Below are 20,528 nucleotides of genomic sequence, written 5' to 3'. Positions count from 1 at the left end.
TAATTGCTAAGCCTCATACCTGTCTCAATACTAATTAGTGCATAATTCGTACCAAAACCCTACGCTTTTTTTCCCCTAACAATTAATGATCTATCCTGAGGATGCGCTACCTTATTAGATAGATATACAGCAATATTTTTTACTTTTTATTATGATATGAAATGATGGTGTGCCGCGTAGAAAGGCTGGTTAAACGCGATGTTGTGTAATTTTTACGCACCTGGATTTTAATTGACTAAATAAACAACTAAACCCTATACAACTCTTATCGGACTAACTGTGAAAAACTTTACACCTTTTTGGGTATTTATTTTTTTACCTATGTATGCCAATGCATTAGATAACGAATACACGGTAACGCCGATTATCATCGATGGCGTGGCGGCCGAGCCAGTATGGCAAACTGCTCCTTGGCACTCGCTTAACCACCACATAGTCGGCGCGGTTCCAACCAAAGACGATTTCTGGGGACGTTTTAAATTAGCGTGGAATGAAGATGCGTTATTTTTAATGGCCGAGATTGTTGATGATGTCATCTATGACCGACATCCGGACCCTTTAGTTAATTATTGGGATGACGATTGTTTAGAGATTTTTGTCGATGAAGATGCTTCTGGCGGAGACCACTTAGCAAACTTTAATGCATTTGCTTACCATGTCGCGCTTGACGGAAACGTGGTCGATTTAGGGGAAGAGGCCAGGGTCGTACTACTCAATGACCATGTTGAATCAGCATGGCGAAGAAGTAGTTATCCGCCCTACCATATTATTTGGGAAGCCAAAATACGAATATTCCCTGATACTTATTCAGTTGATGCGCCGGTCGAACCGGTTAAGTTAAGTGTGGGTAAAGAGCTCGGTTTTATGCTGGCGTATTGCGACAACGACGGCAGTGCGACCCGCGAACATTTTATGGGATCGCATCCGATTATCGCCATTAATGGTGATAAAAACTTAGGTTATAAAGACGCTTCTGTATTTGGTAAAGTGACGTTAACGAAACGTATTGTTCGTTTCTAATCGCCTCCCCCCACAATTTGAACCTGGGCCAAGTCTGTATCACCTTTTATCACTTTATAAATAGCATCCTGTACCAACGTTCGCATGCCATCATGCATGGCCTGTATTTTCATCTCAGATACGCTCGCTTCTTTATATACCAATGAACGTAGTTCGGGCGTCATACCTAATAATTCATGCACACCTGTTCTGCCTTTGTAACCTGTATCACCGCATTCATCGCAACCTTTTGCGCGGTAGATCTGCAATGGTTTAGGCAAGCTAAGTTCATCAAGATATTCTTTGCCATACTGGCGTTCAATAAAAGCGATATCGTCGTCAGTAGCTTGATATTTCTCTTTGCACTTCCCACATAACGTACGGATAAGGCGCTGGGCGAGAATTCCTACACACGCGTCCGAGAAGTTCACAGGGTCTAAACCTAAATCCAGTAATCGGGTAATGGTTTCTGGTGCGGAATTGGTATGCAAAGTTGAGAGCACAAGGTGACCGGTTAATGAAGCTTCAATACCTGCATGCGCGGTTTCTTTGTCTCGCATCTCACCTATCAATATGATGTCGGGGTCGGCTCGTAAGAAAGCGCGTAAGGCGTTAGCAAAAGTAAAACCAATCTTGGGACTGACTTGAACTTGTTGTAATCCTGCTTGAGTAATTTCCACTGGGTCTTCAGCAGTCCAGATTTTCTTTTCAGGTGTATTTAAATATCCTAGTACAGCATGTAGGGTGGTGGTTTTACCTGAACCAGTCGGGCCTACTACCAGTAAAATTCCATGAGGTTTCTGGATCATGGTTTTAAGGCGAACCATGTTACTTTCAGCCAGGTTCATTTTCTCAATCGGCATGGCCCCACCTGAAGCCAGAATACGCATTACCACGCCTTCACCCGCTACGGTAGGAATAGTCGCGACCCGCACTTCAACTAACTGACCACCCATTCTAAAGGCAAGTTTCCCATCCTGTGGAACCCGCTTTTCCGCAATATTCAGGTTGGACATTATTTTAATACGCGCAATAACAGCACTGTGATATGAATTAGGAACCTGACTCATATCACGACATACACCGTCGATTCGCATTCGCACGCGGGTTGGGCCATTTTTTTCTGGATCGACATGAATATCGGAGGCATTCAGCCGCTTGGCATCATGAAGAATTCTGCTAACCAGTCTGACCACGGCTGGCGCATCATCTGAAAGCTCATCGTGGGATTCTTCCGTTTCCTCTACAGACGTCCCAATTTCGTCCAGAATTTCACTCATTTCACCCGGCGCGCCACCCCCCGTACTTTCGCCCAAATATTGCAAGATATGATTAGGTAGGCCTACTGCAATATCGTAGCTGTCGATACCCAATGCACTTTCAATTTCCATGATTAATGCTGCATTGTTAGGTTCAGCCATTAAGACAATAGGCTTATCTCTGACATCGGCGATTACCGCAACGAAATTGCGTTTTAGATAGGAAAGATTGAGCTTACTGTCACTTTGGTAGAGGTGGAATTTTTCTGGTAGAAAAGGAACAAATGGCACTTGGTAATGTATAGAAAGGGAGTTACCAATTTTTTGTTCGGGAATCCGAACCTCTGATATAAGACGCTGAATGGCGTGACGATGATCCTTTGAGTTTTCTACCACATCTTTAAGTGCTTTCTCACTGATTGTCTGTTCATGAAGCAACAAGTCAAAGGGATGGTTGGTACCACCCAATTCGTAACGAAATTTATTCCCTATGATTTCTGCAACCTGCTTGGCTAGCTCTAAATCGGCGTCATCAAACGAACCTGATCGCTTATTAATGATTTGCATCACACCCATCATTACCCCAGCATTCAAAATAGGAACGCAAAGTATATTCGTGGTTTTGAAATCGCTGGATTTATCGAACTTGTCTGCGAAGCGCAGTCGTGGATGGATTTGTGCTAATTCGTTAGAGTCGTAAGGGTCAGCAATCATCAGGGGTAACTGAGCTAGCGCCACATAGCCAGCGATTGATAACGGACTAATGGGAACCTTAATTTCCAGGGTCTCTTTACCCGTTTTAAAGCGCGCTACTAAATCCTGATGCTGACGCCGACGCTGAAATATGCTCATTCGTTGTGCGCCAAACAGCTTGAGTATAACGGGTTCTAGTTGTTGGTATGCATCCATTAACGATGAATGGCCCGCCAAAATCGAATTGATCGTGTCAAGGCTTTGCTGATTGGCTGTATTTTCTATCATAGAAATAATTCTTTGCTCATTCTAACTGGTCTAAACGTACAGCTACCCGATGTGGTTTACCTATGTTATTTCCAGTTTTCAATTTGATGTGCGATTTAAGGTTATCGTACTGTTTAATTACAACACGCGTCTACATCTTTAACAGTGACTTCTCACCTTTAACTATACCGCTAAAAATAATGGATTAAATAGAACTATTGGATAGATCAAAAAAACATCTATTTATCTGCTATAACTGCTTGCAAATACGTGCCAAATCAGTATAATTCGCGCCCACTTGCCCAATTAGGGCATGATTTTTAGCCGCGACCTCACTGCTTTTAGGGTGGTTGCCAGTGTGAAAGGCCAGCTTTTAAGCGAATCTCTCACGGCGAGCTAGAAAAAGAACAGGGTTCCGATTGGGAACCATCGGTTTACGCACATCCTTTCTTCCATAATACAATAGGGAGAGAAAGGGTGAATTTTTTTGTTCTTTCGATTGGAGCTTAATCGATGCCAAATCAAAGAATTCGTATTCGTTTAAAAGCGTTTGATCACAAGTTGATCGATCAGTCAACGGCTGAAATCGTTGAAACGGCGAAACGTACTGGTGCTCAGGTAAGTGGTCCAATACCTCTACCTACTCGCAAAGAACGCTATACAGTTCTGATTTCTCCGCACGTTAATAAAGACGCGCGTGACCAATATGAAATCCGCACTCACAAGCGTTTGGTAGACATCATCGAGCCAACTGATAAAACAGTTGACGCGTTGATGCGTTTGGACTTGGCTGCCGGCGTTGATGTTCAAATCAGCCTGGGCTAACAAGAGAGGGTTATAACAATGGCGATTGGTCTAGTCGGTCGTAAAGTGGGTATGACTCGCATCTTCACTGAAGATGGCACGTCTATCCCTGTGACTGTTATTGAAGCGACCCCAAACCGTGTCACTCAGCTTCGTACTGAGGAAACTGACGGTTATCGCGCTCTTCAGGTTACTGCTGGAACCAAGAAAGCGAACCGCGTTAACAAAGCTACTGCTGGTCATTTCAGCAAAGCGGGTGTTGATGCAGGTCGTGGTCTATGGGAATTCCGCCTTGAAGGCAACGAAGGTGACGATATTAAAGTAGGCAGTGAAATTACTGTTGAAATTTTTAACGACACTAAAAAAATTGACGTAACTGGTACGTCTAAAGGTAAAGGTTTTGCTGGTGCAATCAAACGTTGGAATTTCTCTTCTCAGCGTATGACTCACGGTAACTCTCTTTCTCACCGTGCTCCTGGTTCAATTGGCCAAAACCAATCACCGGGTAAAGTTTTCAAAGGTAAGAAAATGGCGGGTCAGCTTGGTAACAAGCAAGTGACTACGCAATCTTTGGAAGTAGTACGTGTTGACGTTGAGAACAGCCTGATCCTGGTTAAAGGTGCCATACCTGGCGCAACAGGCGGCGACGTAATCGTAAAGCCAGCTGTAAAAGCCTAACGTCTGGGGAGTGAACTGATGGAATTAACATTGAAAGATGCGCAAAGCGCTCTTGAAGTATCCGAAGCGACCTTTGGACGTGAATTCAACGAAGCCTTGGTACACCAGGTTGTCGTTGCTTACGGAGCAGGTGCTCGCCAAGGTACTAAAGCGCAAAAAACGCGCGCAGAAGTAAACGGTGGTGGTAAGAAGCCATGGCGTCAAAAAGGTACTGGCCGTGCACGTGCTGGTACTATCCGCAGCCCAATTTGGGTTGGTGGTGGCCGTGCATTTGCTGCAAAGCCTCGTAACTTCGAACAAAAAGTTAACAAGAAAATGTATCGTGGAGCGATCAAAAGCATCCTGTCTGAATTAGTTCGTCAGGAGCGTTTGGTTGTTGTTGAGAAGTTTGCTGTTGACGCACCAAAGACTAAAGATTTGGTTGCTAAGCTAAACGAACTTGAATTAAACGATGTGTTAATCGTAACTGCAGATGTTGATGAGAACTTGTTCTTGTCTGCACGTAATCTTTATAAAGTTGACGTGCGCGACGTTGCAGGCATCGACCCAGTTAGCTTGATTGCATTTGAAAAAGTGCTAATTACTGCTGACGCAGTGAAACAACTTGAGGAGGCGTTAGCATGAATGAAGAACGTCTACTGAAGGTGCTTAAAGCGCCTCACGTTTCTGAAAAGACAACGCTTACTGCAGAAACGAACAACACAGTTGTATTCAAAGTAGCTAAAGACGCGAACAAAGCAGAAATCAAAGCAGCAGTTGAAAAGCTGTTTGAAGTTGAAGTTGCTGGTGTTCGTACTGTGAACGTAAAAGGTAAAACTAAGCGTCACGGTGCGTCTTTCGGTAAACGCAGCGACTGGAAAAAAGCCTACGTAGTGCTTAAAGAAGGTCAGGACATCGACTTTGTCGGTGGCGCTGAGTAAGAAGGGGATTAGAAATGCCATTAATGAAAGCTAAGCCAACTTCTGCCGGTCGTCGTCACGTAGTTCAGGTTGTTAATCCTGATCTGCATAAAGGTGCGCCGTATGCACCTTTGCTGGAAAAGAACAGCAAATCTGGCGGTCGTAACAACAATGGTCGTATCACCACACGTCACATCGGTGGTGGTCATAAGCAACATTACCGTATCATTGATTTTAAACGCAACAAAGATGGCATTCCTGCCAAAGTTGAGCGTTTAGAATACGATCCAAACCGTTCTGCTAATATTGCTTTAGTGCTTTATGCAGATGGTGAACGTCGTTATATTTTGGCTCCTAAAGGTATTCAGGCTGGTGATGCAATTCAGTCTGGTGCGGACGCGGCAATTAAAGCGGGTAACGCTATGCCGATGCGTAACATGCCGGTAGGTACCACGGTACACGCGATTGAAATGAAGCCTGGTAAGGGCGCGCAAATTGCTCGTTCTGCTGGTGCATACGCTCAGATCCTGGCGCGTGAAGGTAACTATGTTACTTTACGTCTACGCTCTGGCGAAATGCGTAAAGTATTGTCAGATTGCCGAGCCACTATTGGTGAAGTCGGTAATGCAGAACATATGCTACGCTCATTGGGTAAAGCGGGTGCAACCCGTTGGCGCGGTGTTCGTCCTACAGTTCGTGGTGTTGCCATGAACCCAGTAGACCATCCACACGGTGGTGGTGAAGGACGTACTTCCGGTGGCCGTCACCCAGTATCACCTTGGGGTACTCCTACTAAAGGTAAGAAGACCCGAAGCAACAAGCGTACTGATAAACTTATCGTACGTCGTCGTAACAAGTAAAAGCGAGGATTCACCATGCCACGTTCTCTCAAGAAGGGTCCATTTATTGACCTTCACTTGCTGAAGAAGGTAGAGGCTGCAGTGGAAAAGAACGAACGCAAACCAATTAAGACTTGGTCTCGTCGTTCCATGATCATCCCAGATATGATTGGGTTGACCATTGCGGTCCATAACGGTCGCCAGCACGTTCCTGTATTAGTCAGTGACGAAATGGTTGGCCATAAGTTGGGCGAATTTGCGCCAACGCGCACTTACCGCGGCCATGTCGCGGATAAGAAAGCTAAACGTTAAGGGGTAGGAAAATGGAAGCATTAGCTAAACATCGTTTTGCCCGTACGTCAGCTCAAAAAGCACGTTTGGTTGCGGATCAAGTTCGCGGGATGCACGTAGAAAAGGCTCTAGAGCTTTTAACGTACAGTCCGAAGAAAAGCGCAGCATTAGTTAAGAAAGTTCTTGAGTCTGCAATTGCAAACGCAGAACATAACGAAGGTGCTGACATCGACGAGCTTCGCGTTGCCAAAATCTTTGTAGACGAAGGCCCAACAATGAAGCGTATCAAACCACGTGCCAAAGGCCGTGCTGATCGTATCTTTAAGCGTAGCAGTCACATCACTGTGGTTGTAGCGGATAACTAGGAGTAGATAATGGGACAGAAGGTACATCCTACAGGTATACGCCTGGGTATCAGCAAACCATGGATTTCTACCTGGTACGCTAATACCGAAGACTATGCAGATAACCTGTATAACGATCACCAGGTACGTCAGTATCTGACTAAACAATTGAAGAACGCTTCACTTTCAAAAATCGTGATTGAGCGTCCTGCTAAGAGCATTCGTGTAACAATACACACTGCTCGTCCAGGCGTCGTTATCGGTAAGAAAGGTGAAGACGTAGAAAAGCTGCGTAACCATGTATCTAAGTTGGCTGGTGTGCCGGCTCAGATCAACATTGCAGAAGTACGTAAGCCTGAGCTTGATGGTCAACTAGTAGCTGACAGCATTTCAAGCCAGCTAGAGCGTCGTGTAATGTTCCGTCGCGCAATGAAGCGTGCGGTTCAAAATGCAATGCGTCTTGGTGCGAAAGGTATCAAAGTTGAAGTTAGCGGTCGTTTAGGCGGTGCAGAGATTGCCCGTACTGAATGGTATCGTGAAGGTCGCGTACCATTGCACACATTCCGTGCAGATATTGATTACGCAACTTCTGAAGCGGCAACTACTTACGGCATCATTGGCGTTAAAGTATGGATCTTCAAAGGTGAAGTATTAGGTGGCTTGCCTACTACTCAAGAACAGGCTCCACCTGCTCAACCTAAGAAGAAAGGCCGCAGCGCTAAGCGAGAGGGCTAATCATGTTACAACCAAAGCGTACGAAATTTCGTAAACAGCATAAAGGTCGTAACCGTGGTCTTGCCGTTGCGGGCAGCAAGGTAAGCTTCGGTACATATGGCCTTAAAGCAACTGGTCGTGGTCGTATGACTGCACGCCAAATCGAAGCAGCGCGTCGTGCTATGACTCGTCACGTTAAGCGTCAAGGTAAAATTTGGATTCGAGTTTTTCCTGACAAGCCAATTACTGAGAAGCCTCTTGAAGTGCGTCAAGGTAAAGGTAAAGGTAACGTAGAGTACTGGGTATGCCAGATTCAACCTGGACGTGTACTGTATGAGATGGAAGGTGTTCCTGAAGCTCTTGCACGCGAAGCGTTTGAATTGGCAGCGGCTAAACTGCCATTTAAAACAACCTTTGTAACTCGGACGGTGATGTAATGAAAGCGACTGAACTGAAAGAAAAAAGCGTAGAAGAGCTGAACGCAGAGTTGTTAAACCTGCTACGCGAGCAGTTCAATTTGCGCATGCAGCACACAACTGGACAGCTTGAAAAAAGCGACCAGTTGAAAAAGGTGCGTCGTAACATCGCGCGTGTTAAAACCATTCTGACTCAAAAGGCTGATGCGTAATGACTGAACAAAAAGTTCGTACAGTGCAAGGTCGTGTGGTTAGCAACAAAATGGATAAAACCATAACTGTTGTTGTAGAACGTTTCGTTAAACACCCTATTTATGGGAAGTTCATCAAGCGTTCAACTAAACTACACGCACATGACGAAAACAACGTGTGTAATGAAGGCGATACCGTCACAGTACGTGAGTGTCGTCCTCTTTCCAAGAATAAAACTTGGATGTTAGTTGACGTTGTAGCTAAAGCAGGCGTTTAATTCGCTCGTTTTAGTTTCAAATGAATAAAAAGGCCTGACCGTAAGATCAGGCCTTTTTTCATTCTTCTAATCCATCCTAAATAGCGTTGAGGCTTTTGTAATATTGCTGGTCACGCAATTTCTAGTATAAATTCTCCCCCCAACCTTAGCACTTATTTGGCATTTGACACTTGGCACTTGATACTTAGTACTTCAGGCTTGTATTTCTGTAAATGTTTAAGAAGTCGAGAGTGGGTAAGCAGCTATTAGTATTAACCATTTAAGATTTTCCTAGGATGAACCTAGGTTAAAACAGCTAAAATCGATACTTCATGTCAAAATACACGAGCACCATGGGTTAATTTAGAAACTGCTTCAGTAGAGGAAGAGGTCCATCTTAGGACCCCTTTTATTTAGTAGATTACAGTAAACGCTAACTGTATAACGATATTCATCGCCATTTTCGCCTTACTTTAACAGGCTCTTTTTAATCTGCTTCCTGTGCGCAGGCATTTGCGTGATTCGGCTTTAGATTCTTTTTTCTCGGCTTTATTACCACCCTCGCCTTTGGTTGTTGTGCATCCAAGCAAGCCAAGCGAGACCGAGACCATTAAAATGGGGAGAACCTTCTTCATAAAATTCCTTATAGTTATACAATATGTGTCAATAGAGAGCGTGTTGTTAGCAATTCGATTTAGTCCGCTGGAAGCAAACCAGAAACTATTACTTACCCTACGCTTAGTAAGAAGCTGACAATTTGAGTGGGATGAGACTTTCTAAGCAGATTGATTTGCGAAAAATGCGTTTCATTCCTTGATTACCAGAAAGGTAGTTTTAAGATTGTTGCTCCTGCGTGCCAACCAATTATACGATGGTTAGAAGTTTAGTGAAACTTGAGCATAAAACCTATATTCAATTTATTTCTATAAATCTGCTTCATCCATAGAGCTCGTGAATAAAAAATCGTACACCACAACATTTGTCATCGAACGACTAATAACGCCGTTCGAAGATATAGGTCTATTGTATTAATTACCTCTTTTAATCAACGATAATCAGCCATCAAACTAACGAATCAGATCATAGATCTTATCTTTATTCCGACGAGACATAGTCAGGTTTTCTCCCGAATCCAATATAACCGCGTAATCACCTTTTTCGTTAGGTCGTAATTCTGCAATGAAATTTCGTCTAACAATAGAAGAGCGATGAATGCGTACGAATTCTTTAGGGTTTAATTGTGCTTCAAGGTTGCAAAGTGTCTCTCTGTGCAAAATGTGATTGCCATTCAGAAGATGAATTTCTGCGTAATTGCCGGCGCCAGTAATAAATACTATATCCTCAATATCAATGAATCTAATTCTTCCGGGATCTCTGACAGCAATTCGTTCTTTATACTTTGCCTGTTGGCGCTCCATCAATTCTATTACAGTCGTAGTGAGTTCCTGTTTTTCAAAAAAAGCGGTTAGTTTTAGTTTAGCTTTCGCGCGTCCAATTGACTGGTAAAATCGTTCGTCAGTAAAGGGTTTTAACAGATAGTCGATAGCGTCTACTTCAAATGCTGAAAGGGCGAATTCACTATATGCAGAGGCAAAAATAACAACGCAACTTGGGGGAAGTTTCTTCGCTAGCTCGATTCCTGGTAATCCCGGTATTTCGATATCAAGTATCACGATGTTGGGATATTCTGCATACGCAATACTTAAAGCGGTGTGGGCATCGTGAGCCTGCCAAATCCGTTCTATTTCCTCGTCATTGGAAAGTAACAATTGGATGGTTTCACAAGCTAGTACTTCATCATCTACTATTAATACATCAGGCATTCTTCCCTCCTATTGGAATCGCCAATATAGTCTCCACTACACCTTCATACTTCTCTTTAATGTCTAACTGAAAATTGGAGTACAATTTATTTAATATTTCACGTGTATTGCCTAAGCCGATACCGAAACCCTTTATAGTGTCGCTATCGCCGACATTATTCGTTAACGTCACTATCAGCATGCCATTATTATGGGTAATACTCATATGAAAATTGTTTACTGTTTCTTGCAGTTGTGAGCCATGCTGGATAGCATTTTCAACTAGTGGATGTAGAAGCATGTTTGGAATTACGATGTCCATACAGCTTTCGTCTACCATCACATTAATATTTAATGTATTTGAAAAACGCATCTTCTGAATAGCCAGGTAGCTATTGATAAATACAATTTCATCTTTTACTGAAGCATTAGAATTATCTTTATTTTCAAGTATTTTCCGTAACATCTGACTTAATTGGGTTATTGCTTGAATTGCTTCGCTCTCTCTTTTTAGTCTTATCAAACTGACAATAGTGTTTAGCGTATTGAAAAGAAAATGAGGATTGAGTTGGGAGCGAAGTGATTTTAATTGTTCTTTGATTAGCAGATTGCCTATTCGGTTTAATTCGACTTGTTTGTTAATCGCGTGTTGGTAAAACCGAATCCCCATGGCCATTCCTAGTACACCGAGATAAATGAACACATCCAATAGAGCTGAATTAGATAGAACCCGTAGTAGCGAATCGGGAATCGTCGTAATAGATTTGTCATCTATAAAAGCCCTCATCGTCACACTTAGCAACCAATATATAGGAATCAAAATAACTAATGGTATAAGGTTAAGCATCCATCGTTTGAAGCCGCTGGCATTTATCCGCTCATTCAAATCGACTAACTTGAATATAATGAACGTCATCCATATCCAATTACCGAACCAGGGTAAAAGCTTCCACCATACGGTAACCAAATCTACAGGATTCGATGTGAATGCAAGGGCGTGATGTTGGATTAGGGCGAAGACAAAGTGGATAGACAGCCAAATGAATATATTAGCAATCCAGAAGTAACGTGAAAAATTTTTATTCATCAGAATAATACTTGACCACTATGCTTACCTTTAAACATATCCTATAGGGCTAAATTGTCCATATTTTTTGATAAACGGTAGGAAAACCAGGTTAAAAGGTATGATTAATACAGTCCTGGCAAAAAGCCGTTATAAAATCTTGGGGTAAAGCTCCAGTAGCGTACCTTCGTCCTAAAGAAAAACATGCACCAGCGCCTAATAATGGTGAAGTGGTGTCGCTCAAGGGAGGCGAGAGTAAGATGCATTGATGAAGGAAAACCATGGCCATTAAAAGCAAGCCGGACAAATGACACAAGCCAATATGAACCTTATATTCAACTATGATCTGAGCGGAATGTATCATTCTGAACCGTATTTAAATTTTTATATAAAAAGCAAGGTGAGTACATCCAGCCCTTTAGTGTAACTCTCAATTGCTAAATTTATTTAGCCCTATTTTAGTAGTACACAGAACTTCTACGATTAAACACTGTCAGAATATAATAATAGCAATGCTACGGAAAATATCGGGTGTGATTTTTAAACCGTTCATCAACGTATTGCGCCATTCTATCCCTCAGTTTGATCCTTTCACATAATACTAGTGGTTATACGTCCTCTATCTAATTAGCTTAGTGTTAGATAGCACACTGCTATCTAGTGCGTCATAGCTGTAACTTGACCCACTTAGCCATTAATAAAAGCAATAATTACTTCCGCCCATACCATATGGGATCCGAAGGGGGAAATATGTTTACAAATAACAAGCTAAGTACGTCTGTACGTCGTGCTTTACTGTTTGGAGCGGTAATTAATGCCGCGCTACCAGTATCTGCATTGGCGCAAGATGCCACGACAGACCCAAATAATGAGGCAGCAAACGATAACTCAGACGTCGAAGTTATTGCGATAACGGGTAGTCGGATTCGCTCGCCTGGGGTGGAGTCTACCAGTCCCATTTTTTCTTTAGGAGCAGAAGAAGTTGGGTATTTACAACAACCTGAATTCGAGAGGATTGTTCGTTCTTTGCCTTCCACTATTCCAGCCGATGGGGGTAACGTTAATAATGGTACCGCTGGCGCCGCCACCGTAGACTTAAGAGGTTTAGGTGCCGAACGCACCTTAGTGTTGTTAAATGGCAGAAGAATGGTGCCATTCAATTTCAATGGACAAGTCGACACAGCGAACATCCCTACCGCATTAATCGACCGAGTTGATGTGGTAACAGGCGGCGCTTCAGCTGTATACGGCTCTGACGCAATAGCAGGTGCCGTCAACGTTGTCTTAAAAAGAAATTTTGAAGGCGTGCAAGTGGATGTTAATCATCAACGTAGCGATGAAGACGACGGCGAGCAAAGTAATATAGCCCTTACAGTGGGCTCGGACTTGGCCGATGGGAGAGGGAACGCGGTCGTGTCAGTTTCCTGGATGGAACGTAACCCAGTTCTATTAGGTGACAGACCACTTGGCCAATTTGGGATTAATTCCAACACAGGGTCTGGGCTGGCTGAATATCGGGCTGGCGAAGAAGCCACGTTGCCACCGCAAGGGTGCCAAGGCCCCAACGTTGTTGATCTATCCGGTTCCGGCTCTACAACCGCAATTCCTACCCGATTTGAATTAATCGGCACGGGGGTAGCGGGTCAATTCCGGGAAGATGGGTCGCTGGGAGATAACTGTAGCCTATTCAACTTTAATCCTTTTAATTATTATCAGACACCCGCTGAACGTTACAGTGCTACGGCAATGGCACACTATGAAATTAATGACTATGCGGAAGTCTATACATCATTTAACTACACCAATACTACGGTTGTGCAACAAGTTGCGCCCTCAGGAACATTTGGTGCGCAATTTACCTTGCCTCTCTATAACCCTCTTATTTCCAGCCAGGCTAAAGGGTTTATCATCGATGGCGCAAATGCCGCGGTGGCCGATGGCTCGTTACTTAATGGCGGAAGTTGGAACGATGTAAATGGTAACGGTATTGTGGATGAAGAGGATACTCTAGAAGTTCGACTGCGTCGGCGTACACTCGAACTGGGTACTCGCTCGGAACGCTATGACTCTGATATTTGGCAGATAGTCACCGGGGTTCGCGGTGCGATCACTGATGAGTGGATGTACGACTTTTCTTATCAATACGGTGAAGCAAACCGAACTACCGTCAGGGATGGTTACACTAACTTAACGAATATTCAAAATGCACTGGATACCCGAGACGGTGTAAATTGCGCAGTGGGTGGTAACTGTGTGCCAATCGACCTCTTTGGGGGCTTTGGGACTATTACTGAAGACATGTCTGGGTATGCTCGCGCCATCGCGCTGCAGCAACAAAAATACGAGCAGGAAATTATTCAGTTTATTGTCGATGGCCCCGTTGAGTTTGTTGAAATCCCCTGGGCGGGGATGCCACTGACCGTTAGCGTTGGTTATGAACACCGTATGGAAAGCGGCTTGCTTGAGCCAGATGAGTGTCTAAAACTCGCTCCAGCCAGCTGTCAGGGTGGCGCAGGGGGGAACCTGTTACCAATTAGCGGTAGTTATAAGGTGGACGAGTTCTTTTTCGAGGGGTTGTTACCCGTGTTTGACGGTCAACCCTTTGCGTACTCAATGGATATTGAGTTTGGTTATCGGACTTCAGACTACGATACAGTGGGAAGTACCGATTCTTGGAAGATTGGCTTTAACTGGCGTCCTATTGAGCCTTTACTTTTGAGGGTTATGGAGCAAAGAGCCAACCGGGCACCCAATATTGGCGAGCTGTTTTCACCAGTTACTACTGGACTCGATAACGCCATTCAGGATCCTTGCTCATCCGCCAACGCTGGAAACATTGATGCGAACTTACGCGCCCTTTGTATATCGACCGGTATGCGTGACGCTCAGGTAGGGGTTGTACCGGATATTATCTCCGGCCAAATCAATACCTTCCAAGGTAGTAATCCATCGGCATTACCGGGACCAGAAGAGGCGGAAACGTTCACTGCGGGGATTGTTTGGACGCCCGAGGTTTCATTTGCACGGGATTTCACCCTCTCGATAGATTATTACGATATATTTATCAACGACATAATCGGCGAGTTCTCTGCGCAAGAAATTCTGGACCAATGTTACATCGAAGGGAATACCAGCGAATGCGCCAAGATTGTTCGTGTGGGAGGCGACCTTACTGGATCTTCTGCAGGTGTGGAACTTTTCACAACGAATTTAAAAAGTCTGCAAGCAGAAGGGGTTGAGGTTACCATCGACACCGATTTTGATTTAGGTGATATGGGTACCTTGGAGCTCTCGGCTACTATCAATAAATATCTCACTCAAGAATCGCAAAGTGCTGATGCAATACCCGTACTTGACTGTAAAGGTTATTACGGCACCAGCTGCGATCCGTTGTCTGATTTGCGCTGGATTCAACGCACCACCTGGACCTATGACGACTTTACGGTTTCGTTGTTGTGGCGACATATCGACTCAGTTGACGTAGAGCCGCCAGAAGCGAGTCTACGATTTGCCGAATTTAGACATATCGACAGCTATGACTATTTCGATTTGTATGGCAGCTACCAGGTCACTGAGAATGTCAAATTTACCTTAGGTGTGGACAATCTTTTCGATAAAGAACCACCTGTGTTGGGTAACGACATTGGTGATACCAGTTCTAACTCCGGTAATACCTTCCCTAGTAACTATGACCCGTTAGGGCGTTTTTATAAAGCTGGTCTGCAAATTACTTTCTAGGAGTATGTAATTAGTGATAACGGGATACTGTAGTATCCCGTTTTTTTGGCAAATATTATCAAGGTTTGTTGGTGGCTAGAAAGTGTGAATAATTGCTGTGGGATCAATTTTGTTCAGCGTGTTCTTGATGCCCCTGATATACCTCTCGGTAAAGTTTTTCATACTCAGATTTCATTCTTTGCACAGAAAATTTATCCTTAACTTTCTCGTAAGCGCGATTGCCTAAGCTGGATGCTTTTGTCTCATCATCTAACAGGCGGATGATGGCATCTGCCAAGCCATTAATGTCCGCCATATCCACCAAAAGACCTGTTTTATTATGTTCTACTAATTCTGCAACCCCACCTACATCGTAGGCGATAACCGGCTTCTTACAGGCCGCAGCCTGCATCAGTGTGGCACCTAAACCTTCAGAGTGTGAAGGATGAACAATAATGTCGATTACAGCGAGTAAATCTGTAACATCACTTGTAAAACCACAAAGCTTAATTCTATCTTGTAGATTGCATTTTTTGATCAATGACGCGTATGACTCTAACTGATTACCTTCCCCAAAAAGCAGGCAACTAACGTTGTCGTGCTCAGAAATGACTTTCTCAAACGCTAATATGATATCGGCCTGACCTTTGCGGCCAATTAATTGGGCAAAGCTAGCAATCAACTTGTGTTCGGAAGGGACGTTGTGTGCCCGTGCGAGCCACTTTCGCATCTCACCATCGGCACAGAGTTTCGATTCGTTTGTCGCCACCCCGGGATAGATCAATTTATGTAGAGTCTCTTCGTTTAATCCTTTTTCAGTATTTCGATAAACTTCTTCTGAAATACTTACTACAGCGTCGAAGTACCGATATTTTAATTTTCCCAACAAATTCTCAGCTTCTTCCAGTCGGCGAGTGAGTATGGCTGGGATATGGGAATAGCTGGCGGCGATACCGCCCCACCAATCTGCACCGTGACGGCTGTGTATATGAATGATGTCTGGTGCTGTTTTTTCTATAACGTCAATAATTCTTTTGGATGCGAAAACGTCTAAATTGCCATTGAATTCAATTTTATGGGTGTCGCAATGGGTAAAATTAATTCTGCTGATATCACTTTTTTCAGAACACACTAAGACGCTTTCAAATGCATCAGCATTAAGCGCATTAAGCAGATAACAAACCTGAGTGCCACCACCATAAAGGCGCTGGTTAAACTCAACATGCAACACTTTTATCTTCATAATTTTGCTGAAACCTTATATTTTAAAGCTTAAATTTAACTATTTTAGTTTTTTTCTATATACGTGTTAGCTAAGTCAAAAGGGTGAATGCACGGATAAAAGATGTATAGGTTAATTTTGCAAGTTAACCACATCGCTTTACAATAGATTAGGTAACGTAAACTAAATAGCGCAAGGAAAAATAGTTGAAGAATCGGTACTCTCCGCAATGGTATGAAGAGTTAGCTCGCGGGTTATATACCTTACTACTTTTTTTGTTACTACCTGTGTTTTGGCTCAAATTCAGAAAATGGGGAGTTAATGAACTCGATGCGCTGCATGGCAACTTTTTTCAACGGTTGGGCTATGTTCCTATACCTGGACAAAAGCAGGGTTATCTATTTCATTGTGTTTCTGTTGGCGAAGTAATGGCTGCATCTTGTGTCGTTAAACGCCTGCAAAAATTGTATCCGCATACCCCAATTACAATCACCACAACCACTGAAACGGGATCGGCACGGGTTAATACAATTTTTGGCGATAGTGTGCATCACTTTTACTTGCCAGTGGATTTACCTTTCGCCATGACCACTATGCTGAATCGCGTACAACCCAAACACGTGGTCATAACAGAAGTAGAGCTATGGCCGAACTTGATTCATTGTTGCTGGAGAAAAAAGATTCCTGTCACGGTAATAAACGCGCGTATGACAGAACGCTCAGCATCGCGTTATGCAAAGTTCTCAGCGCTTATCGAACCTATGATGTTTAAACTTACGCACGTTTGTGCACAAGGTAAACGTGACTATGAGCAGTATATTCAACTTGGCATTACCGCGGACAAACTTACGCTAACTAACAATATAAAATTTGATCAGGCAATGAACGAAGCGAACAACGATGCTGACTTTTTACAGTTGCAAGTCAGTGGGCGCGCACTGATAGTGGCGGGGAGTACCCATGATCCAGAAGAAAAAACGTTTCTAACCGCCTACGCCAAAATTATAAAGGACAGTCCGAACACATTGTTGGCCATAGTGCCGCGTCATCCTCAACGATTCAATGAAGTCGAAACGCTGCTGGCTGATTCTGGCTATGAATATTGTCTGTCCAGCGAGATTAGCCATATAAAAGAAGGCATTCAAATTATACTGGTAAACGAGATGGGTAAGCTTAATCACCTATATCACGTTGCTGATATGGCTTTCGTAGGCGGTAGTCTTGCAAACAAAGGTGGGCATAATGCCTTAGAGCCGGCAGCAGCAGCTATTCCAATAATGATGGGCCCTCATCGGTACAATAATCCAGAAATTTGCGAGTTTTTGCAGGCGCAAGGCGCGTTATATCTGGTTAATAGTGCAGACGATATCGTGCGCTATTGTCTACAATGGCTAAATGAACAGGAACGCGCAAAGCAAGCAGGGCAGGCTGGCTATGCCGTTTTGCTGCAAAACCAAGGGGCAGTCGAGGCGACCCTTGCTTGTCTGCAAAACCAAGTAGAAAAGCATAGCTAGGCATTGCTACACGGAGATGCAATGCCAACCCGAGTTGTGCATTTTCCGAATAGAAACTCCTTTCGCTACGCCTCAAAAGTATGACATTAAAGTTTTTTAAGGTTGGGGTGAGAGTTGTCTTATTTATGCTGACGATATGCTCAATAGCAAAAATCGACTTAAGATAAGAGTAGGTAGCACGTTATCGGTTGAGGGCAACCTCGCACCGGGGGCTATTCATTCAAGCCCACGACTTCAGAACTGGTTTCAACGTGCTCATTCTCTATACGTAGTTTAAACAACTCACCAAAATCGTCTTCACTCATCGCCTTAGCCTTTCCGCCCAGTAACGATATAATCGCTGGAGTGGTATTGCTGTGTCCAACTACTAACGCATTAACTCTTTCATGCTTAATTTGCTCAGCTAATTGTGCTAGCCCATTGGCCGGGTAGGTTTCTACCTCAATATCTAAACGTTCCGCTAACGGGGCTACACTTTGTTGAGTGCGTCGATATTGGGTGCTGTAGATTTTTTGTATACCTGCTTCTTCCAAAAATTTTATCAATTGCTTTGCACGCCACTGGCCTTTTGCAGTCAGTTCAGGATCGCGATGTTGCGACTGTTTTTCATAATGTCGTGTCAAGTACACATCATATGCCATAGCGCTAGCCCCTGTGCCCATGAATAAAGCCAAAATTAACACGCTGCGAAAAAATTTAAACATGATTATTCCTTTAAATGTAACCGAAACCCGGCGAAATTATTTCTCATCCTCTGATTCAATAAGACTAATAACTTTCCAGCCTGCTTTGGGTATCTTTTCCTGACCGTTCAAAAAAGTATGGAAATGTTTCGTTTCATCAATGGCGATAAGTGGCGTTAACCTACCCCCATAGGTTTCGATGTAATCGGTAAAAGTAAACTCGTCAGTGATCCGAGTAGTTTTTACTGCAGCACCTCGGGCTACAGCGGATGCAAGATAACTGTATGTTACGCCTTCGTCAAACAAGGTTAATTTTCTGGCGTAATGCTCGCTTACCTGATGGCTGGGTCTGGCCGCTTGCTCATTGTTTGAAAGCCCCCAGACCTGTACTTTACCTATAGTGTATTCGAAATGGTAAGCGATCATTGGATTAAGTTGCTTGTAGGGCGACATGATTAAAACAGTGCCGATGGTGTCCATTTGAAGGTTACGCGATGCATGGTCTGACATTGGATTACCAAAATAGACCGGAATATCCATCATTCTTGCTTCGCGGATCGCATCCCAGTTAGTGTCCGCGATACACACCCCCATATCTTGATTCATCATTTCTTTGGCAAGTAAACGACTGAATTTACTGCCCCCAAAAATTAAGAAACCGGTAGGAGGTGGAGCTTGAACTTTAAGCCATTTGGCAACATAGCCTGCTGATAAACTTTGTAGAATTACCGTTGTGATAATCACCATAAAGACCATTGGAACGATAATACTAGCGCCTTCATAGCCTATTTCTTCCAATTTAAGAGAAAACAACGCGCTTACGGCGGCGGCAACGATCCCGCGTGGCGCGATCCAGCTAAGCAGTGCCTGTTCACGCCAGTTAAGCCCGGTACCTATTGCTGACGCCATTACAGAAAGAGGCCTTGCAATAAACATTACCGCGATTAATACCAACACAATTCCCACGCCAACATCAGCTATTGCCTGTAAGTTGAGTCGCGTCGCTAATAAAATGAATAGGCCTGAGATAAGCAGCGTGCTAAGTGTTTCTTTAAACTCTAAAATGTCTTCCACATCGACATTTTTCATATTCGCCAGCACCATTCCGGCTACAGTTACAGCAAGTAGACCAGATTCATGCGCTACCACATTGGATGCAGCAAATACCCCCAGAATAATTGTCAGTACAGCCGTGTTTTGTAGATAGTGGGGGACCCAGCTTTTACGTAATGATAAGCCCAGAAAATACCCGCCGGCCCAGCCTAAAACTAACCCGATGCCGATAGTTTTTCCAAAAATTAGAAACGTATGAGAAATAGCAGAACCTTGAGCTGCGACGATAAACTCGAAAACCAAAACAGCCAGCAGTGCGCCTATGGGATCAATGATGATTCCTTCCCAGCGCAGTATATTTGATATATTGGATTGCGGCCGCACCGTTCTGATCATAGGGACGATAACGGTGGGCCCAGTAACAGTTACAATAGCGCCAAACAAAAAAGCTAACTGCCAGGACATTCCCAGACTATAGTGTGCAGCGACAGCCGCGACAATCAAGGTGACAACGACGCCAATCGAGCACAGATTTCTCACCATATTGCCGTGTCCCGCAATGTCTTTAAACTTTAACGTTAATGCTCCTTCGAATAAAATTATGGCCACCGACAGTGACACAACCGGAAAGAGTAAGTCGCCAAATAACCTGTCAGCATTTATTACATCAAGTACTGGGCCAACAATAATACCGATGATGAGTAGCGGCAAAATCGCAGGAAGCCTGACTTTATAGGCAAAGTACTGGCAGGCGATGGACAATATGCCCACGAGAACGAGTGAAATCATCGGATCAGACAAGGTGCGTTCCTATTTGTTT

At 43.8% G+C, this 20,528-nt stretch carries 21 protein-coding genes; 14 read left to right on the top strand and 7 right to left on the bottom strand.

What is annotated here, in order from left to right:
* Positions 1-279 precede the first annotated feature (279 nt).
* On the top strand, positions 280-1,020 hold the full coding sequence (locus tag OPS28_RS04205) for a sugar-binding protein (protein ID WP_265608198.1): 741 nt from the start codon (positions 280-282) through the stop codon (positions 1,018-1,020).
* Here the strand turns inward: OPS28_RS04205 and OPS28_RS04200 are convergent.
* Positions 1,017-3,239, bottom strand: coding sequence for a GspE/PulE family protein (locus OPS28_RS04200; RefSeq protein ID WP_265608197.1), 2,223 nt, complete (start codon positions 3,237-3,239; stop codon positions 1,017-1,019). The genes OPS28_RS04205 and OPS28_RS04200 overlap by 4 nt on opposite strands.
* Before the next feature lie 492 nt (positions 3,240-3,731).
* On the opposite strand from OPS28_RS04200, the gene rpsJ reads away from it, so the two are divergent.
* The 11 genes from rpsJ to rpsQ are packed head-to-tail and all read left to right on the top strand — an operon-like array spanning position 3,732 to position 8,672.
* A complete protein-coding gene (gene rpsJ / locus OPS28_RS04195; RefSeq protein WP_010179497.1) occupies positions 3,732-4,043 on the top strand; it encodes a 30S ribosomal protein S10 in 312 nt (103 codons plus the stop codon).
* A gap of 18 nt (positions 4,044-4,061) precedes the next feature.
* Positions 4,062-4,700 carry a 50S ribosomal protein L3 gene (gene rplC, locus OPS28_RS04190; protein ID WP_265608196.1) on the top strand — a complete coding sequence of 213 codons (639 nt, stop codon included), beginning with the start codon at positions 4,062-4,064 and terminating at the stop codon, positions 4,698-4,700.
* 18 nt (positions 4,701-4,718) lie between these two features.
* Complete coding sequence (rplD, locus tag OPS28_RS04185) at positions 4,719-5,324, top strand: 50S ribosomal protein L4 (RefSeq protein WP_265608195.1); 606 nt, start codon at positions 4,719-4,721, stop codon at positions 5,322-5,324.
* The gene (rplW, locus tag OPS28_RS04180) at positions 5,321-5,620 is read left to right on the top strand and encodes a 50S ribosomal protein L23 (RefSeq protein WP_265608194.1); all 300 of its coding nucleotides are present in this window, start codon (positions 5,321-5,323) and stop codon (positions 5,618-5,620) included. The genes rplD and rplW overlap by 4 nt, the downstream gene beginning before the upstream one ends.
* A gap of 14 nt (positions 5,621-5,634) precedes the next feature.
* Entirely contained in the window at positions 5,635-6,459 is an 825-nt protein-coding gene (gene rplB, locus OPS28_RS04175; RefSeq protein WP_265608193.1) for a 50S ribosomal protein L2, read from the top strand.
* A 15-nt stretch (positions 6,460-6,474) separates the two neighbouring features.
* On the top strand, positions 6,475-6,750 hold the full coding sequence (gene rpsS, locus OPS28_RS04170; protein WP_265608192.1) for a 30S ribosomal protein S19: 276 nt from the start codon (positions 6,475-6,477) through the stop codon (positions 6,748-6,750).
* A gap of 11 nt (positions 6,751-6,761) precedes the next feature.
* Positions 6,762-7,094 carry a 50S ribosomal protein L22 gene (rplV, locus tag OPS28_RS04165; RefSeq protein ID WP_137168352.1) on the top strand — a complete coding sequence of 111 codons (333 nt, stop codon included), beginning with the start codon at positions 6,762-6,764 and terminating at the stop codon, positions 7,092-7,094.
* A gap of 9 nt (positions 7,095-7,103) precedes the next feature.
* Complete coding sequence (gene rpsC / locus OPS28_RS04160; RefSeq protein ID WP_265608191.1) at positions 7,104-7,808, top strand: 30S ribosomal protein S3; 705 nt, start codon at positions 7,104-7,106, stop codon at positions 7,806-7,808.
* 2 nt (positions 7,809-7,810) lie between these two features.
* Complete coding sequence (gene rplP / locus OPS28_RS04155) at positions 7,811-8,224, top strand: 50S ribosomal protein L16 (protein WP_137168350.1); 414 nt, start codon at positions 7,811-7,813, stop codon at positions 8,222-8,224.
* Positions 8,224-8,415 (top strand): 50S ribosomal protein L29, encoded by a 192-nt coding sequence (gene rpmC, locus OPS28_RS04150; protein WP_265608190.1) that lies wholly within the window; start codon positions 8,224-8,226, stop codon positions 8,413-8,415. The genes rplP and rpmC overlap by 1 nt, the downstream gene beginning before the upstream one ends.
* Positions 8,415-8,672, top strand: coding sequence for a 30S ribosomal protein S17 (rpsQ, locus tag OPS28_RS04145; protein ID WP_265608189.1), 258 nt, complete (start codon positions 8,415-8,417; stop codon positions 8,670-8,672). Before rpmC ends, rpsQ begins: the two co-directional genes overlap by 1 nt.
* 452 nt (positions 8,673-9,124) lie before the next feature.
* Here rpsQ and OPS28_RS04140 read toward each other — a convergent pair whose 3' ends face one another.
* From OPS28_RS04140 to OPS28_RS04130, 3 genes are all read right to left on the bottom strand, one after another.
* The gene (locus OPS28_RS04140) at positions 9,125-9,286 is read right to left on the bottom strand and encodes a hypothetical protein (RefSeq protein ID WP_265608188.1); all 162 of its coding nucleotides are present in this window, start codon (positions 9,284-9,286) and stop codon (positions 9,125-9,127) included.
* Between the two features lie 432 nt (positions 9,287-9,718).
* The gene (locus tag OPS28_RS04135) at positions 9,719-10,474 is read right to left on the bottom strand and encodes a LytR/AlgR family response regulator transcription factor (protein ID WP_265608187.1); all 756 of its coding nucleotides are present in this window, start codon (positions 10,472-10,474) and stop codon (positions 9,719-9,721) included.
* A complete protein-coding gene (locus OPS28_RS04130) occupies positions 10,467-11,540 on the bottom strand; it encodes a sensor histidine kinase (RefSeq protein ID WP_265608186.1) in 1,074 nt (357 codons plus the stop codon). The genes OPS28_RS04135 and OPS28_RS04130 overlap by 8 nt, the downstream gene beginning before the upstream one ends.
* Before the next feature lie 729 nt (positions 11,541-12,269).
* On the opposite strand from OPS28_RS04130, the gene OPS28_RS04125 reads away from it, so the two are divergent.
* Complete coding sequence (locus OPS28_RS04125; protein ID WP_265608185.1) at positions 12,270-15,257, top strand: TonB-dependent receptor domain-containing protein; 2,988 nt, start codon at positions 12,270-12,272, stop codon at positions 15,255-15,257.
* A 103-nt stretch (positions 15,258-15,360) separates the two neighbouring features.
* On the opposite strand, the gene OPS28_RS04120 is transcribed toward OPS28_RS04125, so the two are convergent.
* Positions 15,361-16,479: a glycosyltransferase family 4 protein gene (locus tag OPS28_RS04120; protein WP_265608184.1), complete on the bottom strand. Its 1,119-nt coding sequence runs from the start codon at positions 16,477-16,479 to the stop codon at positions 15,361-15,363.
* A gap of 185 nt (positions 16,480-16,664) precedes the next feature.
* On the opposite strand from OPS28_RS04120, the gene OPS28_RS04115 reads away from it, so the two are divergent.
* On the top strand, positions 16,665-17,972 hold the full coding sequence (locus OPS28_RS04115) for a 3-deoxy-D-manno-octulosonic acid transferase (protein WP_265608183.1): 1,308 nt from the start codon (positions 16,665-16,667) through the stop codon (positions 17,970-17,972).
* A 212-nt stretch (positions 17,973-18,184) separates the two neighbouring features.
* Here the strand turns inward: OPS28_RS04115 and OPS28_RS04110 are convergent, their stop codons facing one another.
* Together OPS28_RS04110 and OPS28_RS04105 are read right to left on the bottom strand one after the other, a co-directional pair.
* Entirely contained in the window at positions 18,185-18,676 is a 492-nt protein-coding gene (locus tag OPS28_RS04110) for a phosphoglycerate mutase family protein (protein ID WP_265608182.1), read from the bottom strand.
* 36 nt (positions 18,677-18,712) lie between these two features.
* The gene (locus OPS28_RS04105) at positions 18,713-20,509 is read right to left on the bottom strand and encodes a cation:proton antiporter (protein ID WP_265608181.1); all 1,797 of its coding nucleotides are present in this window, start codon (positions 20,507-20,509) and stop codon (positions 18,713-18,715) included.
* Positions 20,510-20,528: the final 19 nt, after the last annotated feature.

It is taken from the genome of Alteromonas sp. ASW11-130, from assembly GCF_026183735.1.
Classification (GTDB): Bacteria; Pseudomonadota; Gammaproteobacteria; order Enterobacterales; family Alteromonadaceae; genus Alteromonas.
This window is presented reverse-complemented; position numbering and strand designations above follow the sequence as displayed.

What these genes read in the sequence shown, in the direction of transcription:
- rpmC (WP_265608190.1), top strand. Translation starts at nt 8,224, where the DNA reads ATGAAAGCGACTGAACTGAAAGAAAAAAGCGTAGAAGAGCTGAACGCA.
- rplP (WP_137168350.1), top strand. Translation starts at nt 7,811, where the DNA reads ATGTTACAACCAAAGCGTACGAAATTTCGTAAACAGCATAAAGGTCGT.
- OPS28_RS04125 (WP_265608185.1), top strand. Translation starts at nt 12,270, where the DNA reads ATGTTTACAAATAACAAGCTAAGTACGTCTGTACGTCGTGCTTTACTG.
- rplW (WP_265608194.1), top strand. Translation starts at nt 5,321, where the DNA reads ATGAATGAAGAACGTCTACTGAAGGTGCTTAAAGCGCCTCACGTTTCT.
- OPS28_RS04140 (WP_265608188.1), bottom strand. Translation starts at nt 9,286, where the DNA reads ATGAAGAAGGTTCTCCCCATTTTAATGGTCTCGGTCTCGCTTGGCTTG.
- rplD (WP_265608195.1), top strand. Translation starts at nt 4,719, where the DNA reads ATGGAATTAACATTGAAAGATGCGCAAAGCGCTCTTGAAGTATCCGAA.
- rplC (WP_265608196.1), top strand. Translation starts at nt 4,062, where the DNA reads ATGGCGATTGGTCTAGTCGGTCGTAAAGTGGGTATGACTCGCATCTTC.
- rplB (WP_265608193.1), top strand. Translation starts at nt 5,635, where the DNA reads ATGCCATTAATGAAAGCTAAGCCAACTTCTGCCGGTCGTCGTCACGTA.
- OPS28_RS04135 (WP_265608187.1), bottom strand. Translation starts at nt 10,474, where the DNA reads ATGCCTGATGTATTAATAGTAGATGATGAAGTACTAGCTTGTGAAACC.
- rpsS (WP_265608192.1), top strand. Translation starts at nt 6,475, where the DNA reads ATGCCACGTTCTCTCAAGAAGGGTCCATTTATTGACCTTCACTTGCTG.
- rpsC (WP_265608191.1), top strand. Translation starts at nt 7,104, where the DNA reads ATGGGACAGAAGGTACATCCTACAGGTATACGCCTGGGTATCAGCAAA.
- rpsJ (WP_010179497.1), top strand. Translation starts at nt 3,732, where the DNA reads ATGCCAAATCAAAGAATTCGTATTCGTTTAAAAGCGTTTGATCACAAG.
- OPS28_RS04130 (WP_265608186.1), bottom strand. Translation starts at nt 11,540, where the DNA reads ATGAATAAAAATTTTTCACGTTACTTCTGGATTGCTAATATATTCATT.
- rplV (WP_137168352.1), top strand. Translation starts at nt 6,762, where the DNA reads ATGGAAGCATTAGCTAAACATCGTTTTGCCCGTACGTCAGCTCAAAAA.
- OPS28_RS04120 (WP_265608184.1), bottom strand. Translation starts at nt 16,479, where the DNA reads ATGAAGATAAAAGTGTTGCATGTTGAGTTTAACCAGCGCCTTTATGGT.
- OPS28_RS04200 (WP_265608197.1), bottom strand. Translation starts at nt 3,239, where the DNA reads ATGATAGAAAATACAGCCAATCAGCAAAGCCTTGACACGATCAATTCG.
- OPS28_RS04110 (WP_265608182.1), bottom strand. Translation starts at nt 18,676, where the DNA reads ATGTTTAAATTTTTTCGCAGCGTGTTAATTTTGGCTTTATTCATGGGC.
- rpsQ (WP_265608189.1), top strand. Translation starts at nt 8,415, where the DNA reads ATGACTGAACAAAAAGTTCGTACAGTGCAAGGTCGTGTGGTTAGCAAC.